The 16654-nt window shown below is 70.5% G+C and carries 16 protein-coding genes; 4 read left to right on the forward strand and 12 right to left on the reverse strand.

The genetic code is table 11. The features are described from left to right. Window positions 1–11: 11 nt before the first annotated feature. Complete coding sequence (locus ACIQPT_RS22900) at window positions 12–1565, forward strand: ABC transporter substrate-binding protein (protein ID WP_401157914.1); 1554 nt, start codon at window positions 12–14, stop codon at window positions 1563–1565. A 49-nt stretch (window positions 1566–1614) separates the two neighbouring features. Here the strand turns inward: ACIQPT_RS22900 and ACIQPT_RS22905 are convergent, their stop codons facing one another. From ACIQPT_RS22905 to ACIQPT_RS22950, 10 genes are all read right to left on the reverse strand, one after another. Further along, a complete protein-coding gene (locus tag ACIQPT_RS22905) occupies window positions 1615–2361 on the reverse strand; it encodes a TetR family transcriptional regulator (protein ID WP_401157915.1) in 747 nt (248 codons plus the stop codon). Window positions 2362–2371: 10 nt separating this feature from the next. Then, on the reverse strand, window positions 2372–2806 hold the full coding sequence (locus ACIQPT_RS22910) for a thiol-disulfide oxidoreductase DCC family protein (RefSeq protein ID WP_401157917.1): 435 nt from the start codon (window positions 2804–2806) through the stop codon (window positions 2372–2374). After that, window positions 2803–3237 (reverse strand): hypothetical protein, encoded by a 435-nt coding sequence (locus ACIQPT_RS22915; protein ID WP_401157918.1) that lies wholly within the window; start codon window positions 3235–3237, stop codon window positions 2803–2805. Before ACIQPT_RS22915 ends, ACIQPT_RS22910 begins: the two co-directional genes overlap by 4 nt. Before the next feature lie 129 nt (window positions 3238–3366). Further along, on the reverse strand, window positions 3367–4206 hold the full coding sequence (locus ACIQPT_RS22920; RefSeq protein WP_401157920.1) for a hypothetical protein: 840 nt from the start codon (window positions 4204–4206) through the stop codon (window positions 3367–3369). Between the two features lie 16 nt (window positions 4207–4222). Beyond that, window positions 4223–4825, reverse strand: a complete 603-nt coding sequence (locus ACIQPT_RS22925) for a hypothetical protein (RefSeq protein WP_401157921.1) — start codon at window positions 4823–4825, stop codon at window positions 4223–4225. Between the two features lie 141 nt (window positions 4826–4966). Continuing rightward, complete coding sequence (locus tag ACIQPT_RS22930) at window positions 4967–5734, reverse strand: succinate dehydrogenase iron-sulfur subunit (RefSeq protein WP_401157923.1); 768 nt, start codon at window positions 5732–5734, stop codon at window positions 4967–4969. Then, window positions 5734–7488 (reverse strand): succinate dehydrogenase flavoprotein subunit, encoded by a 1755-nt coding sequence (sdhA, locus tag ACIQPT_RS22935; RefSeq protein WP_401157925.1) that lies wholly within the window; start codon window positions 7486–7488, stop codon window positions 5734–5736. Before sdhA ends, ACIQPT_RS22930 begins: the two co-directional genes overlap by 1 nt. A 29-nt stretch (window positions 7489–7517) precedes the next feature. Then, the gene (locus tag ACIQPT_RS22940) at window positions 7518–8000 is read right to left on the reverse strand and encodes a succinate dehydrogenase hydrophobic membrane anchor subunit (RefSeq protein WP_319600374.1); all 483 of its coding nucleotides are present in this window, start codon (window positions 7998–8000) and stop codon (window positions 7518–7520) included. A 5-nt stretch (window positions 8001–8005) separates the two neighbouring features. Then, window positions 8006–8386, reverse strand: a complete 381-nt coding sequence (gene sdhC, locus ACIQPT_RS22945; RefSeq protein ID WP_073740310.1) for a succinate dehydrogenase, cytochrome b556 subunit — start codon at window positions 8384–8386, stop codon at window positions 8006–8008. Window positions 8387–8552: 166 nt separating this feature from the next. Beyond that, a complete protein-coding gene (locus tag ACIQPT_RS22950) occupies window positions 8553–9113 on the reverse strand; it encodes a 2-oxo-4-hydroxy-4-carboxy-5-ureidoimidazoline decarboxylase (protein WP_401158209.1) in 561 nt (186 codons plus the stop codon). 455 nt (window positions 9114–9568) lie between these two features. Between ACIQPT_RS22950 and ACIQPT_RS22955 the strand changes: the two genes are divergently transcribed. The 3 genes from ACIQPT_RS22955 (at window position 9569) to ACIQPT_RS22965 (ending at window position 12873) form a co-directional block, all read left to right on the forward strand. Then, a complete protein-coding gene (locus ACIQPT_RS22955) occupies window positions 9569–11179 on the forward strand; it encodes a family 20 glycosylhydrolase (RefSeq protein ID WP_401157926.1) in 1611 nt (536 codons plus the stop codon). Between the two features lie 247 nt (window positions 11180–11426). Continuing rightward, window positions 11427–12248 (forward strand): DUF4328 domain-containing protein, encoded by an 822-nt coding sequence (locus tag ACIQPT_RS22960; RefSeq protein WP_401157928.1) that lies wholly within the window; start codon window positions 11427–11429, stop codon window positions 12246–12248. Window positions 12249–12297: 49 nt separating this feature from the next. After that, window positions 12298–12873 carry a hypothetical protein gene (locus tag ACIQPT_RS22965; RefSeq protein ID WP_401157930.1) on the forward strand — a complete coding sequence of 192 codons (576 nt, stop codon included), beginning with the start codon at window positions 12298–12300 and terminating at the stop codon, window positions 12871–12873. Window positions 12874–12946: 73 nt separating this feature from the next. Here the strand turns inward: ACIQPT_RS22965 and ACIQPT_RS22970 are convergent, their stop codons facing one another. Both ACIQPT_RS22970 and ACIQPT_RS22975 read right to left on the reverse strand, forming a co-directional pair. After that, the gene (locus tag ACIQPT_RS22970) at window positions 12947–15121 is read right to left on the reverse strand and encodes a substrate-binding domain-containing protein (protein ID WP_401157932.1); all 2175 of its coding nucleotides are present in this window, start codon (window positions 15119–15121) and stop codon (window positions 12947–12949) included. Between the two features lie 189 nt (window positions 15122–15310). Beyond that, window positions 15311–16597 carry an XRE family transcriptional regulator gene (locus ACIQPT_RS22975; RefSeq protein ID WP_401157934.1) on the reverse strand — a complete coding sequence of 429 codons (1287 nt, stop codon included), beginning with the start codon at window positions 16595–16597 and terminating at the stop codon, window positions 15311–15313. Window positions 16598–16654: the final 57 nt, after the last annotated feature.

Genomic DNA, 16654 nt, shown 5'->3' on the forward strand with positions numbered 1-16654 from the left:
AGAGCACGGCAATGCGGTCGGTCCGGGTACGGATTCTCGCGATTCTCGCGGTATTGGTCATCGCAGGCGTCGGCGCCTGGCAACTGCTCCCGTCGGGGGAGGCGAAGACCGATGCGATCACTGTCGGGACATCGGATGTCGTCACCTCCCTTGACCCGGCCGGTGCGTACGACGCGGGTTCCTGGGCGATCTACAGCAGCATCTACCAGTCGCTGATGACCTTCAAGCCCGGTGCCGTCACCCCGGAACCCGACGCCGCCGAGAGCTGCGGATTCGTCGGGCAGAAGCTCCAGACGTACCAGTGCAAGCTCCGCGACGACCTGACCTTCTCCAACGGCCGAAAGATCACCGCCGAGGACGTCAAGCACTCCTTCGACCGGATCTTCACGATCAAGTCGGAGGTCGGCCCCGCGGGTCTCTTCCCCACGCTCGACACGGTGACGACCGAGGGCCGCACGATCACGTTCAACCTGTCCGGCAGGGACGCGACCTTCCCGCAGAAGATCGCCACCGGCGCCGCGGCGATCGTCGACCCGGACACGTACCCGAAGGACAAGCTCCGCACGGGCAACGAGGTCGACGGCTCCGGCCCGTACGTCCTCAAGTCGTACGACTCGGGGAGCCGCGCCGAGCTGGTGCCCAACCTGAAGTACAAGGGTGCGCTCAAGAAGACCGGCGAGGCGGTCACCATCCGCTACTTCAAGACCTCCGAGGACCTGCAGACGTCCTGGGACAGCGGCGATGTGGACATCGCCCACCGGCAGCTGCCGTCCGAGACGCTCGCCGAGCTGAACGAGAACGACCCGGACGTGCGGGTGACCGAGGCGGCCAGCGCCGAGATCCGCAACATCATCTTCAACTCCCGTGCGGACTCGCCGTTCGGGAACAAGAAGGTCCGCCAGGCGGTCGCCGCGCTCCTCGACCGGGGTCCCCTGGTCCGGAAGGTCTACCAGGGCACGGTCGACCCGCTGTACTCGCTGATCCCCACCGGCTACATCGGGCACAGCACCCCGTTCTTCGACGCCTACCCCTCCTCCGACCCCGACCGCGCCGCGCAACTGCTGGAGCAGGCCGGGCTGGAGACGCCGGTCGCCATCAACTTCGCGTACCGCGCGGGCGACATGTACACCAAGGAGACCGCCGAGCTGCGGCGTCAGATGGAGAAGGACGGGCTGTTCAAGGTCTCGGTCAAGGCCGTGGAGTGGACCACGTACCAGCAGGAGTACGCGGCCGGTAAGTACGACATGTACACCGTCGGCTGGTTCCCCGACTTCCCGGACCCCGACACCTTCAGCCAGCCGCTCGTCGGCACCGGGAACGTCCTGCACAGCGGCTACTCCAGCAAGAAGATGGACCAGCTGATCGCCGCCACGCAGCAGTTCAGCGACCGCAGCCGGACCTCGAACGACTTCAAGGCGATGCAGTCCCTGGTCGGCGAGGACGTCCCCCTGCTGCCGCTGTGGCAGAAGAAGGACTACGTCGTCGCCAAGTCCGACGTCGCCGGCTCCCAGTACCTCTCCGACGGCACCGGCACCTGGCGCCTGTGGGAGCTCAGCTGGATCTGATCAGGTCAGATCTGACCTGGTCTGATCTAGTCCGATCCGATCGGATCGATCAGTCGGCCGGGCCCCTGGCAGCGTCCTGGGGCCCGGCCGTCGCCGCACCCGGCAGGAACTCCACCAGCAGCGCGTGGATCTGCCGCACCAGCGGTCGCAGCACCCGGAACCGGGAGAGCGCGATGGCCCGTGCGGCGATCGGCGCGGTGCGCTCGACCAGCCGGCGGCTGCGCTCGGTGCCCTCGGTCCGGTCGTACACCCAGAACAACACCAGCCCCATCTGCATCAGCCACATCAACTGCGGCAGCAGCGGAGCCAGTTCCGGATCGCTCTTGACGTCCGCCCCGGCGATGCAGCGCTCGTGGATGGAGATCGCCGCGTCGCGGGCGGCCACCGAGTCCTCGGAGAACGGGGAGAGCGGACTCTCGGGGTCGGCCGCGTTCTTGAAGAACTGGGCGGCGAAGCGGTGGTACGGCTCCGCCACGTCCAACCAGCCGAGCAGCACCCCCCTGATGCGTACGGTCAGATCGCCGTCGCCCTCCAGCACGGGCCGGACCGCCGCCGCGTGTTCGCCGGCGATCCGGTCGTAGAAGCCCTGGACCAGGTGCTCCTTGGAGGAGAAGTAGTAGTAGGCGTTCCCGACCGAGACGCCCGCCTCCTGGGCGATGGCCCGCATCGTCGTCCGGTCGTAGCCGCGCTCCGCGAAGAGCCGGAGCGCCGTTTCGAGAATCAGCGTGCGGGTCTGCTCGCTCTTCGCGGCCTTGGCCGGCTTGTTCTCCTGCACGTTCTTCGCTTCCTTCACCACGGGCCCAAGGTTAACGGGGACCCCACGGTCCTCCGGGCGGGGCGACGCACGCGCTGGCCCCGGGGGCGCAGGGCGGGACGGCCATCGAGCGGTAGCGGGCGGCGGCCAGCACGGTGCCCCGGGCGAAGGGCCGGCCCGCCGGGGTGGTCAGCCAGTGGGCCCGGGAGCGGTACTTGGCGAGCGCCCACAGGCAGACGATCCAGGCGGAGGTCTCCCGGTAGACCTGCCCCAGGTCGCCGACCACGGTGATCTCCTGGAGCGTCGCCGCATGGTCCAGCTCCGGGAACCGCCGCCGTGCCTCGGCCGATCCGGCGGGTACGAGGTCCAGCGGCACGAGCTGTCGCTGCCGCTGGAGCCAGTGCCGCAGGTGGACACAGAGCGGGCACTGCGCGTCGTAGAGCACGGTGAGCCGGCGTACGGGGGCGGGCCCGGTCACCGGACTCACTGCCCGGGTGCGGGTGCGGCCCACTGGCCCTGGGGCCCCGGCGGCGTCCAGCCCTGCGGCGGTACGGGCGGGGTCTGTTCGCGCTCCAGGGCGCTGCGGCGGCGGATCCGGCTGAGCACCCACACATTGCCCAGGTGCATGACGCCGAGCACCAGCAGGACCACGCCGACCTTCACCGAGAGGGCCTCGAACAGCTCGCGGGCGTTGGCCACCCCGTCGGCGTTCTTCAGATACAGCGTGACGAACCCGAGGTTGACCAGGTAGAAGCCCACCACCAGCAGGTGGTTGACGGCTTCGGCGAGCTTCTCGTTGCCGTGCAGCACATCGGCGAGGAAGACCCGCCCGTTGCGGCTGAGCGTGCGGGCCACCCAGACGGTGAGCGCCACGCTGATCAGCAGGTAGATGACGTACGCGACCACAGTGAGGTCCATGCCCCACCCTCCCTTGAACGCGTTCAAAAATGCTCTTGGGCATGACTGTAGACCCCTTCTTGAACATGTTCAAGAAGGGGTCCGGGGAAGGGAGGTGAGGGAGGGTGAGGGAGAGGGGGGAAGGAAAGGTCAGAGAGCCTTCGGCTCGGGCGGTTCGGCCGGCTCCGTCAGCGCGTCGGCGATCTCCGTGCGCAACGCCTCGCCGTGCAGCGGCGTCAGCTCCGCGAGCGTCGTGTTCCACTCCTCGGCCGCACTCTCCACCGCCTCCCGGAAGCCCCGCGTCATCGGCCCCCGGGCGAAGAACAGCGCCACCGCGCCCACCGGCCGCAGCAGCCACCGGCCGCGCACGCCCAGCACTACACAGACCTGCCAGGAACCGTCCTCGGCCGGTCGCGGGGTGACCGTCAGACGGGCCTTCCCCAGCCGGTGCACCGCCTTGCCGGACACCGGGGCCCGGGCGGCCGGAGGCGCTGTGTGCGGCCGGTCCACCGCCGCCCACCAGGCGGCCAGATCGGCCTTGCCGCGCCCCGAGAAGCGGTACAGCGAACCGCCCTTCGGGTTGTGCCCCGACAGCGAGAGCTCCAGGGCCCTCGGCTTCAGCGGATCGCGCAGCCGGATCTTCGCCCGGACCGCGAAGGACTCGTCCTCCATGAGGCTCTCCACCTCGATGGAGCGCGAGGGCCGCCACTCACGCAGGACGGCCGCCTCCTCCGACACCGGGGAAGCCGCCGCCGCGTCCTGCGCCTCGTCCGCCTCGGCCGGATCCGGGACGCTCCCGTACCGCGCCCCCGGCTGCAGGTGACGCCCCTTCAGCAGCCGGGCGCCGTCCACGGCCCGCCCGTCCGCCAGCAGGATCGCCCCGTCCCGCTCCCGGGAGGCGTCGAGGAGGCCCACCAGCGTACCGGCGGCCTCCTCGAACCAGCCCCGGTCCAGGGCGGCGACGGAGACCGTGTGCTCGAAACGCGCCATGGGCGGGCCCCGCTGCTCAGGCGCTCATGGAACGGGCCTGGTTGAGCTGGCCCATCACCGCGGGGAAGGTGTACGGGCCCATGGCCGGGATCATCGTGGAGTGGTGCCGGCCGCCGCTGGTGACCGTGACCTGGATGAAGCCGGTGGTCTGCTTCTCCTTCATCAGCAGGAACAGCAGCCCGATCAGGCAGAACAGCGCGAAGATGATCGCCAGCACGACCGCGTGCGTCGGGATCTTCTCCTCCGTGCGCGACATGTCCGTGGCCGTCCAGACCGCGCCCTTGAGCGGCATCGAGCCGGACGGGGTGACGATCGCGTCGCTCATCACGGTGATGTCGCCGATCGCCAGCACCGGGACGCCGCCCTGGCCCGGCGCACCCTGCGGCACCGGGAGGTACTGGCCGGGCATCGTCGGCTGGGCGGCCGCGTTGGGGTACCCGTAACCGGGGCCGGGCTGCGCCGCGGACTCCGGCAGCGGCTGCGGATAGCCGTACGCCGGGGCCGCGCCCGGGTTCGGATAGCCGTACGCCTGGCCGTCGGCCACGGTCGGCTGGTGGCCCGGCTGCTGGGGCGGGCCCCACTTGTACGCGTCGTCCGCGTACGGATTCGGCTCGCTCACGACGATCCCCGTTCTCTTTCGGTCTTCAGCTCCGCTGAACCGTACCGCCCGCACGGTCCCGGCGCAGCAACAGGCCCCGCCCCCGGCAGCGGTGAGGCTGCGGGGGCGGGGCCTGTCGACGTAACAGGTGTTACGAGCGGGTCAGAAGCGACGCGTGATGAGCGCGCGCTTCACCTCCTGGATCGCCTTGGTGACCTCGATGCCACGCGGGCAGGCGTCCGTGCAGTTGAACGTGGTGCGGCAACGCCACACGCCGTCACGGTCGTTGAGGATCTCCAGGCGCTGCTCGCCGGCCTCGTCGCGCGAGTCGAAGATGAAGCGGTGCGCGTTGACGATCGCCGCCGGGCCGAAGTACTGGCCGTCGTTCCAGAACACCGGGCACGAGGACGTGCACGCGGCGCACAGGATGCACTTGGTGGTGTCGTCGAACCGCTCGCGGTCCTCGGCGGACTGCAGACGCTCGCGGGTCGGCTCGTTCCCCTTGGTGATGAGGAAGGGCATGACGTCGTGGTACGCCTGGAAGAACGGGTCCATGTCGACCACGAGGTCCTTGAGGACCGTGAGGCCCTTGATGGCCTCCACCATGATCGGCTTGTCCGGGTTGATGTCCTTGATCAGCGTCTTGCAGGCGAGCCTGTTCTTGCCGTTGATCCGCATCGCGTCGGAACCACAGATGCCGTGGGCGCAGGAACGGCGGAACGTCAGGGTTCCGTCGAGCTCCCACTTGATCTTGTGAAGGGCGTCGAGGACACGCTCCTTCGGGTCGATCTCGATCTGGAAGTCCTGCCACTGGACCTCGTCCGACACCTCGGGGTTGAAGCGGCGGATCCGGAACGTGGCCGTGATGAACGGCGAGTCGGCGAAGCCGGCCTCGGCCTTGTCGGTCTTGTCCAGGGTCGGGGTAGCCATCAGTACTTACGCTCCATCGGCTGGTAGCGGGTCGTCACGACCGGCTTGTAGTCGAGCCGGATCGACTCGGCGCCGTCGGCGGCCACCTCGCGGTACGCCATGGTGTGGCGCATGAAGTTGACGTCGTCGCGGTTGGGGTAGTCCTCGCGGTAGTGACCGCCGCGGGACTCCTTGCGGGCGAGCGCGGAGACCGCCATGACCTCGGCCAGGTCGAGCAGGTTGCCCAGCTCGATGGCCTCCAGCAGGTCGGTGTTGAACCGCTTGCCCTTGTCCTGGACGGACACGTTCAGGTAGCGCGCGCGCAGCTCGGCGATCTTGTCGACCGCCGTCTTGATCGTCTGCTCGGTGCGGAACACCATCACGTTGGCGTCCATGCACTCCTGGAGCTCCAGGCGCAGCGTCGCCACGCGCTCGGTGCCGGTGGAGTTACGCAGCCGCTCGACCTGGTCGGCGACGAGCTGGGCCGGGTTCTCGGGCAGCTCGACGAAGTCGGTCTTCGCCGCGTACTCGGCGGCGGCGATGCCCGAGCGCTTGCCGAAGACGTTGATGTCGAGCAGCGAGTTGGTGCCCAGCCGGTTGGCGCCGTGCACGGAGACACAGGCGACCTCGCCGGCGGCGTACAGGCCCGGGACGACGGTGGTGTTGTCGGCCAGCACCTCGCCCTCGACGTTGGTCGGGATGCCGCCCATGGCGTAGTGCGCGGTCGGCTGGATCGGGATCGGGTCCGTGTAGGGCTCGATGCCGAGGTACGTCCGCGCGAACTCGGTGATGTCCGGGAGCTTGGCGTCCAGCTGCTCCGGCGGCAGGTGGGTGAGGTCCAGGTAGACGTGGTCACCGGCGGGACCGCAGCCGCGGCCCTCACGGATCTCCGTGTAGATGGACCGGGAGACGACGTCACGGGACGCGAGGTCCTTCATGACCGGCGCGTACTTCTCCATGAAGCGCTCGCCGTCCTTGTTGCGGAGGATGCCGCCCTCACCGCGGGCGCCCTCCGTCAGCAGGATGCCCATGCGCCAGATGCCCGTCGGGTGGAACTGGAAGAACTCCATGTCCTCCAGCGGCAGACCGCGCCGGTAGCAGGCGGCCTGGCCGTCACCGGTCAGGGTGTGCGCGTTGGACGTCACCTTGAAGAACTTGCCGGTGCCGCCGGAGGCGTAGATGACCGACTTCGCCTGGAAGACGTGGATCTCGCCGGTCGCCAGCTCGTACGCGACGACGCCGGAGGACTTCTTGACCCCGTCGACCTCGGTGATCAGCTGGTCCAGGACGTAGAACTCGTTGAAGAACTCCACGCCCTCCTTGACGCAGTTCTGGTACAGCGTCTGGAGGATCATGTGGCCGGTGCGGTCGCCCGAGTAGCAGGCACGACGGACCGGGGCCTCGCCATGGCTACGGGTGTGACCGCCGAAGCGGCGCTGGTCGATCTTGCCCTCGGGCGTGCGGCCGAACGGCAGGCCCATCTTCTCCAGGTCGAGGACGGCGTCGATGGCCTCCTTCGCGAGGATCTCGGCGGCGTCCTGGTCGACCAGGTAGTCGCCGCCCTTGATCGTGTCGAAGGTGTGCCACTCCCAGTTGTCCTCCTCCACGTTGGCCAGCGCGGCGGCCATGCCGCCCTGCGCGGCGCCCGTGTGGGAGCGGGTGGGGTAGAGCTTCGTCAGTACGGCGGTACGGCTGCGCTTGGTCGACTCGATGGCCGCGCGCATGCCGGCGCCGCCGGCGCCGACGATGACGGTGTCGTACTTGTGGATCTGCATGGTTTCCTCTGGTCCCTCTGTCCCGGCGCCTAGCGAATGTTCGGGTCGAAGGTGAAGATCACCAGCGTGCCCAGCAGGACGGTGAACACCGTGGCGGTGTACAGGAGCATCTTCAGCCAGAAGCGGGTGTTGTCCCGTTCGGCGTAGTCGTTGATGACCGTACGGAGGCCGTTGGCGCCGTGGAGCATGGCGAGCCACAGCATCGTCAGGTCCCAGACCTGCCAGAACGGCGAGGCCCAGCGGCCCGCCACGAAGGCGAAGCCGATCTTGGAGACGCCGCCGTCGAGCACCAGCTGGATCAGCAGGTGGCCGATGACGAGGACGGTCAGGACGATGCCCGACAGGCGCATGAAGAGCCAGGCGTACATCTCGAAGTTGGTGCGCGAACCCTTGGGTGTCTTGGCCGTGCGCTTGCGCGGGGGCTCGATCACCGGGGCCGGGTGGTCGACGTCGAACAGGCTCACGCCTTCGACGTCGCCGATCGCGGCTGCGGAAGAAGTCTCGCTGGACATGGGCCTCAGCTCCCGAAGACGTCGCGTACGGCGTGACCGAGGACGGGGTACAGGGCCCCGACCATCAGCACGATCCAGATGCCCACCACGGTCCAGAGCATCTGCTTCTGGAGTCGCGGGCCCTTGGCCCAGAAGTCCACGGCGATGATCCGGAGACCGTTCAGCGCGTGGAAGAGAATCGCGGCCACGAGGCCGTATTCGAGGAGCGCGACGATCGGCGTCTTGTACGTGGCCACGACATCGTCGTAGGCCTCGGGGGAGACGCGGACGAGAGCGGTGTCCAGGACATGTACGAACAGGAAGAAGAAAATGAGGACACCGGTGACTCGATGAGCCACCCAGGACCACATGCCTTCCCGGCCGCGGTACAGCGTTCCAGCCGGCACGGAAGAACCCTCCGGGAGCGGGGATTGGGGTCGGCCGGCTTGACTGTCGGTCTGACCCGGCCGGGTACGGTCCACCGGCCCCGGCCATCGTAGCGACGCATTGTCGGTTCGTTCGCGCCGGGGCCTCTGGTGTGATCAAAGTGGCAATCAAACAGGCACGTACGGGCTACTGAGGGGCATGCTGCCGGGGGTCCGGCGCCACCAGCTCGACGATCCGGCTCCGGGCGAGTCGGCGCAGCTCCTCGGCGGTGACCGCCCGCTCCTCGTCCGGGTCGTGCGCCAGCCGGACCCGGATCCCGGCCAGCACCTGGTCCACGTGCTGGGAGGGCTGACAGGCGTCCAGGCAGATCACGAAGGCGTGGCCGAACCTGCTCTCGTACGCCGCGTGCGCGGCCCGCAGCGCCAGATGGGCGGCGCGGGGGGCGTCGTGGTGCAGGCAGGGGGCCGGCTCCGAGGCCAGGGCCTCCGCGATGTCCCGGGGCGCGAGGTCGTAGCCCGCCTCGTCGGAGGCGGCCAGTAGGGAGCCGAGATCCGGGTAGGGGCGGTGGGCGGCCATGCGGTGGGCCCAGCGGAGACTGCCGCAGCACTCCAGGAAGGCCGCCTCGGCGGCGGCGAAGGGGAGGCTGTTGAAATGGGCCAGACCGACGGCATGATCATCCGGCGGCCCGGCGGCGGGCGGCGCCCCCGGGCCGTCGGCCGGAGCCGGGTGGCGCGGCTGCACGGGCACGGCCGACTGCCCGGCCCGGGGCGCGGATCGCTTCGGCAGGCCTGCGGGGGACTCGCTGGACCTGGACAGCGTGGACTCCTCGTTCAATGACATCTGTGAGGTCAACGACATCTGTGACCCCGCGGCCCCGAAAAGAGGCCTCCGTTCCTGGAAGACAGGCCGGAGCGCAATGAGGTTCCGTGGGGTGGGGGTGAAGGGAGGGACGAATGTGCCCCAACGCTAGCGATATCGGTCGGCAGCCGTCCGGCGGACCGAAGAAGAATCACCCGAACGGGAGAGTTTCGGAACGTGTGATGGACGTCTGACCTGCGTCGGCGGGGGGTGTGTCCGATCCCCCGAAGCTCCCGATGGGCGAGGCCACGGCAAAAATGCCAACCTTGCACCCTATTCACTCGTTTCACCCGCACTTCACTCGTTTCACCCGTCCCTGCCCCCTCAACGGAGGAATCTGCCCGATGTCGCCCTCGCGTGGTGCCCTTGTCACCGGCGCGGCTGTCACGGCCGCAGCCGCCGTCGCCCTCACCGTCGTCGTCTGGCCGGAGGGATCCGGCAGCCACCCCTCCCGCGACGCGGCGTCACCCTCCGGCACCTCCGCCGAGGCCGCCGCCCCGTCGCCGTCCCGCAGCTACCCGATGTCCAGCACGCCGAGTGTGATCCCGGCGGTCCGCGAGCACACGGCGGCGCGCGGGCCCGGCTGGCAACCGGGCAAGGACAGTACGGTCGTCATCGCCAAGGGCAGCCAGGTGCTCGCCGACGAGGCGGAGCTGCTCGCCAAGGAGCTGAAGATCCGCTACCGGGGCGCCGAGCCGGCGCGGACCGGAGACGTCGAGCTGGCGCTCGGCGCCAAGGACGCGGGCCCCGCCGAGTCGTACACGCTCACCGTGCGCGACGCGAAGGTGAAGATCACCGCACCCGACGAATCGGGCGTCTTCTACGGCACCCGCACGCTGAAGCAGTCGCTCAAGGCGGATAAAACGGTGCCCGAGGGCGTCGTCAACGACCGGCCGGACCGGCCGCAGCGCGGGCTCAACCTCGACATCGCGCGCAAGCACTACAGCGCGGAGTGGATAGAGGACCGCATACGCGAGATGGGCGACCTCAAGCTCAACCAGCTCGGCCTGCACTTCTCCGACGACCAGGCCTTCCGGATCGAGTCGAAGTCCCACCCCGAGGTGGTCTCGGACGAGGCCCTCACCCAGGACGAGGTCCGCCGCATCGTCGGCCTCGCCAACAGCCGGCACATCGAGGTCGTCCCCGAGATCGACTCGCCCGGACACCTCGGCGCGGTGCTCGCCGCCCACCCCGACCTCCAGCTGCGCAACACCGCGGGTGCCGAGTCGAAGGGGTCCATCGACATCTCCAAGCCGGGCGCGGCCAAGCTCATCGACGAACTCCTGGAGGAGTACACCGAGCTGTTCCCGGGGCGCTTCTGGCACCTCGGCGCGGACGAGTACCAGGCGCTGACGGTCCAGAACCCGGCCGCCTCCTACCCCCAGCTCCAGCGGGCCGCCGAGGAGAAGCACGGCTCCGGCGCCACCATCGAGGACCTGGCGACCGGCTGGCTGAACGACCGGGCGGCCGTCGTCGTCCCGAAGGGCCGGACCGCCAAGGCCTGGAACGACGGGCTGTTCCGGGGCACGAAGGTCAAGGCCGACGAGAACATCGAGATCGAGTACTGGACCGGCAAGGAGATCGGCGCCCGCCCGCCGCAGGAGTACCTCGCCGCGGGCTACAAGATGCTGAACCTCAACGACGAGTTCCTCTACTACGTCCTCGGCGAGCCCAACGAGTTCGTCTACCCGACCGGCAAGCGGATCTACGAGCAGTGGACCCCGCTGGTCCTGCGCGGCACCGAGCCCGTGGCCGAGCGCTACTCGCCGCAGATCCTGGGCGGCCGGTTCGCCGTCTGGGGCGACCTGCCGAACGCGCAGACCACCCAGCAGGTGGCGAACGGCATCAGGATGCCGTTGGTGGCGACCTCGCAGAAGCTGTGGGACCCGCGGAAGCCCTCGCTGAGCTGGGCACAGTTCCAGGAACTGGCGAAGCGGACCGGCAGCGCCGGGTAGCCCCCGGGCGTTCCCCGGCGGGGGGGGGGGGGGGGGGGGGGGGGGGGGGGCGGCGGGGGCGCCGGGGGGGGGGGGGCGGGGGCCGGGGCCGCGGGGGCCCCCCCGGGGGGGCCCGGGGGGGCGCCCCGCCCCCGGCCCCCCCCCCCCCGCCCCGGGCCCCCCCCCCCCCCGACCGCGCGCTCCTGGGGAGGGACGCAAGGTCACACACGGTTTCACGCCTTGCTTCGTGCCCTGGGGGGACTTCTTCATGCTCTGCACCCGTTGCCGTATCAGAACGGCCGTGACCGACGACGGCCTGTGCACCTTCTGCTCGGGCACCCGGCCCCCGCTGCCCGACGGCCTGCTGCCCCCGGTCCCCGGCCCCGGCGGCTGGGGCGCCGGCACCTGGCCGCGCTCACCCGTCGGCCTGTCCCGGGCGGTGACGGCGCTGCTCGGCGTGGTCATCGCCACCGACGTGTTCGCCATCGGCACCGGCCTGCGCCTGCGCGGATTCTGGGACCGGCTGGCGATGGACGGTTCCCTGGGCGTCCACCGTGCCGACGGCCGCCTCGCCGAGCGGCTGTACGGCATCGCGGGCGTCGCCCAGGGCACGGCGCTGACGGCCACCGCCGTCGTCTTCATCATCTGGTTCCACCGGACCCGCCGGAACGCCGAGGTCTTCGACGCGGGCGTGCAGCGGATGGGCCCCGGCTGGGCGGTGGGCGGCTGGTTCGTCCCGATCGCCAACTTCTGGCTCCCCTACCGCGTCGCGGGCGGCATCTGGGAGGCCAGTGCGCAGACCCGCTCGGACGGCGGCTGGCGCACGGTCCCCCGGACCCCGCTCAACCTCTGGTGGAGCGCCTGGGTCGCGACCCTCCTCTTCTCCCGCTTCACCGGGAGCACATGGGCGCGGGCCGAGGAGCCGGAGGAGATCGCGCGGGCCGCGGGCCTGGTGGCGGCCGCCGACACGCTGGACATCGTCGCCGCGGTGCTCGCGATCCTCTTCGTCCGCGCGGTGACCCGCATGCAGGTCGAACGGGCCGCGCACGGCGCGCTTCCCGCCACGGTGGTCCCTGGCGCTCACAAGTGACGATTTTCAGCCATTCGGCGCAGTATCCGGTAGACCGAGGGAGACGTCGATGAGTCTGCTGGAACTGATCGAACGAGCCGACGAGCGCACGCTCGCAGCCAGTGCCGTGGCCTGCCTGGACCGCTGCCTGCCGCTGCTGGCCGGGCCGGACGGGGCCGAGCCGCTGCGGCCGCTCTGGGCGAGCTGCGAGGACGGGCGGGAATGGGCCATGCGCCTCGCGGCCGTCCGTACGGCGATGGACCACGAGTCCGTGGCCGACGGGCCGGCCGCACGCGTGCGGGCCATGCTCGGCGCCGCCCCCTCCGACTTCGCCCCCGTACCGCTGCGGGAGTGGGCCGACGCCTGCTCGCTGGTCGCGCTGAGGCTCCACGGCCGGTTCGACGCCCCGGACGCGTCCCCGGACGAGGAACACCTGCTCAAGGCGGCCCGCAGCGGCGAACCGGCCGCCGTGGGACCGCTGGTCGCGGGCGAGCTGGAACGCCAGGTCCGCATCCTGGAGATCCTCGCGGAGACCACCGGCACGGCGGGCAGCGGCGCCGGACTCCGCAAGGCGCTGGACCTGTCCACGGAGGGCCGCCGGGTCCTGCGCGCGGTGATGTCGCGGAGGGCGCGGGGGCGGGGCTGAGCCCGCCCTACGCGGCAGTTGTACGTCACCAGGTCACCAGGTGGCTCTGCTCGGCCGGGTGGGACCCGGGTGGTCAGGAGAGGGAGCGGACGGTCCTGAGGGCCCGGTCCGTCAGGGGTGTCGGGAGCGGCCCGTAGCCGAGTTCGGCGGCCGTGGCCCGGCCGTCCTCGCTGAGCGCATGGGTGAGGAAGGCGCGGAGACCGGGGGCGTTCCCGCCCTTCTCGCAGACGACGGCGTAGAGCGGCTGAAGCAGGGGGTAGGCGCCGGAGAGCCCGGACTCCGGTTCGAGGGAGAGCGAGAGGTCTCCTCCAGTGCCCGTCACCTCTGCCTCGCTCAGCGCCTTGGTGACGTTCTCAGGTGTGGCGGTGCTGGAGGAATCCCGGCCGGTGGCCAGATCCGCCCGGAGGCCGGGCAGGGTGGCCGCGAAGGCGCCGGGCAGGACAGCGACCGCGCCCGGTGTGCTCTGCACCACGTCGGCGACGCCCGAAGTTCCCTGTGCGGTCGTCCCGTTGACGGGAAGGGTGCCGGCAGGGGGGTGCTTCCACTCACCGGGGGCATGGGCGGCGAGGAACGTGGTGAACGCCCTGGTGGTGCCGGACTCCTCGGAAAGGGTGACCGGCTTCACCGCGGTGTCCGGAAGGGCGACGCCCGGATTGGTGTCGGCGATGGCCTGGTCGTTCCAGCGGGTCAGGTCGCCGTTGAAGATCATGGCCAGAGCGGAGGGGCCGAGGGCGGCCTTCTGCACGCCGGGGAGATTGACGACCACGGTGACGGGAGCGGCGCCGAGGGGAATGTGGATGGCCCGGCCGCCCTGGCAGTGGGCCGAGAGCTCATTGATCTCCTCGGCTTTCCGCGGTTCATCGATGACGGCGAAGGCGGCCTTTCCGTCGGTGAAGTCGGCGAGGCCGGCTCCCGCGCCAACGGGTTGATAGGCCATGGTCGTGGCCGGGCAGACCGCGGCGAACTCCTGATTCCACTGGTCCATCAGGATCTTGTGGACGCTCACCCCGCTCCCCGCGACCGTGCCGGTGGAGGTGGGGCAGTCCACGGCGGCGGCCGACGAGGAGGCGCCCCCGCCGGAGGGCGCGCCGGTGCCCTTGCCCTGGGGGTTCTCCTTCCCGCTGCCCTTCCCGTCGCCGTTCATCAGCAGCGGGACGGTGGTCGCCGCCGCGACCACCAGGGCCGCCGCGAGACCGGCCAGGGCCCAGCGGCGCGTGACGCGGCGGCGGGGCGGGGAGCCAGGGGTGGCGGACCGGGTGGGCGCGGGGGGCGGCGGGGTGCCGGGACGGTGCGGTGGAGCGACCGGTGGGGGCGGGGCGGTCTGCGTGGGCTCCGGTGAGGGGGTGGCCTCGACCTTCCGGAGCCGGTCCTGCGGCGCGGGAAGGACGGTGCCCGACGGCTCCGTGGGCGGGTGCGGGGATTCCGGCCGGGAGACCGAAAGGGCGGCAGGGGCGACGTCCGGCAGCGTACGCAGCAGCGCGCTCACGGTGGGCCGGGCGGCCGGGTCCTTGGCGAGGCAGTGGAGGACCAGCGGCTGCAGGGAGGCGGGGAGCCCGGTGAGGTCGGGCTCCTCGTGGACGACACGGAAACCGACGGCGTGGGAGCTGTCCCCGCCGAAGGGGCCGTGCCCGCTTCCCGCGTACGCGAGGACGGCCCCCAGGGAGAACACGTCCGTCGCGGGACCGGCCTCGCCGCGCCGGAACTGCTCCGGCGCCATGAACGGCGGGGTGCCGACGACCACTCCGGTGCTGGTGAGCTGCGTGGCATCGGCGATGCGGGCGATACCGAAGTCGATGACCCGGGGGCCGTCGTCGGCGAGGAGGACGTTGCCGGGCTTGAGGTCCCGGTGCACCAGTCCGGTGCGGTGGATGTCGTGCAGCGCCTCCACGAGGCCCATGGCGAGCCGGTACACCTCCGCCTCGGCCAACGGCCCCTTTCGGGCGACATGTTCGGCGAGCGTGGAACCCGCTATGTACACAGTGGCGAGCCAGGGCGTTTCGGCGTCGCAGTCGGCGTCGACCACGGCGGCGGTGAAGGCGCCGCTGACCTGACGGGCAGCCGCCACCTCGCGACGGAAACGGGTACGGAAGTCCGGGTCCTGCGCCAGGTCCGGCCGGATCACCTTCACCGCGACCTGCCGTTCCGACGGCGACCGCGCCAGGTAGACCACGCCCATGCCGCCCGCGCCGAGCCTGCTCAGCAACCGGTACCGGCCGATGACCCGCGGATCCTCCCCCGTGAGTGTCACTCCCGCTCCCCCCGAAAGCCGACAGCCGTCCACCCCGTGCCGGAACAGGGCGCGGAGCTCCGGCGTCAGCGTATCCGGACCCCGTCGAGGACGGCGTCCCTGCCTTTACGGGCTGCGCCCTGGCCGCCGCACCCAGTCGAAGCAGCCCTCTGCGATGCGGTCAGTTCGTCCGGTGCCCAGGCAGGCTGTTCACGCAGGTACGGACGTCAGTCGCTGGTGCGCGTACGAGCGCAGGTCTCGAACGGCGGTTGCACCTTTGTGGGGTTCGAGTGACTCCAGCAGGGTGCTTCGCACCAGGTCGAGGCACCGTGAAGCACCTGTTCCCAGGGCGGTATCCAGTGCTGTTCGGGTGTCCGCTACGGCGGCATCGACGTCATGGCCGGCGAGCGCAGCGTGGGCGCGATAGGTGAGCATGATGGCGCGGGTTCTTTCCCGTTCGGGGACCAGCAGGCTCAGGCCCTCCTCCAACGCGGAGGTGGCTCGCCGTGGGTCCTCCAGATCGAGCCAGCAGCGTCCCGCATCAACGGCAAGGTCGGCGGATGACATCCAGGACACCCACGGGGGTGCGGATTGAGCTCTGCCACGCTCCAGTTGGTGTTCGGCGTCGTTGAGTGCGCGGGCAGTGCCTACATCGTCCTTGAGTACCGCGAGGGCGCGAGCCCGGCGTACATCCAGCAGGGAGCGGGCTTTCGCGTGGCGGGTTCGGGTACGGGCAAAGGAGAGGATCTCGACCGCCTCACCGGGATGGCCGAGCCAAGTGGCGGAGTAGGCGAGGTCGGAGAGGACTCCGGCTCCGAGATCGCGGTCGTCGGCGCTGTGGGCCGAGTGCAGGGCGGTGCGCCAGTGGCGTTGCGCCGAGGCGTGGCGACCTTGGTCGAAGTGGAGCCAGGCGGCGCCCTGGGCTGCCTGAGCCAGGACGGTACGCAGGCGGCGGCCCGCAGGTTCGTCGTAGCGGGCCGAGTCGAGCAGGTTGATGGTGACACGCATGGCCGCGCCGAGGAGGTCAGCACACTCCTGAGGGGATGTGTTCGCCAGGCCAGGGAGACGGTCGACGCTGCTCTCCAGCCAGGTGAGCAGGCTCTCGTCGACGCGGCGCCCGGCCAGAGCCCCGGTCAGGCGTTCGGGTTCGACGCGAGCCCATTCGGTTGCCATACCGACTAAGGATCCGGCGGCGAGGACGAGAAAGGTGCGGCGGTCAGGCTGGTCGAGATCCACCAATAACTCCGTGTGGGCGGCGCGGACGCCGGCTGGGCTGAAGGGGAAGGGGCGATCGTAGGCGGGGAGCCACCACGGCCATGCCACAGTCCGCAACCGCGCGTGATCGATGCCCAGAACGTCGGCCAGTAGCTCTTGGTAGAGGTCGCTGGGAGCGCCTACGCGCCTGTGCTCCCACCGGTAGATGCGACTGCGGTCGGCAGCGATACGAAGACCGCGGCGTTGCGCGGCCAGGTTCAGGTGATGGGCGAGCTTTTCCATGCTCCACCCGCGCTGTTGGCGTACGTAGGTCAGGGGATGTCGTACCGCTTCAGTCGT

Origin of the sequence: Streptomyces sp. NPDC091289 (genome assembly GCF_044757365.1) — a bacterium.
Lineage (GTDB): Bacteria > Actinomycetota > Actinomycetes > Streptomycetales > Streptomycetaceae > Streptomyces.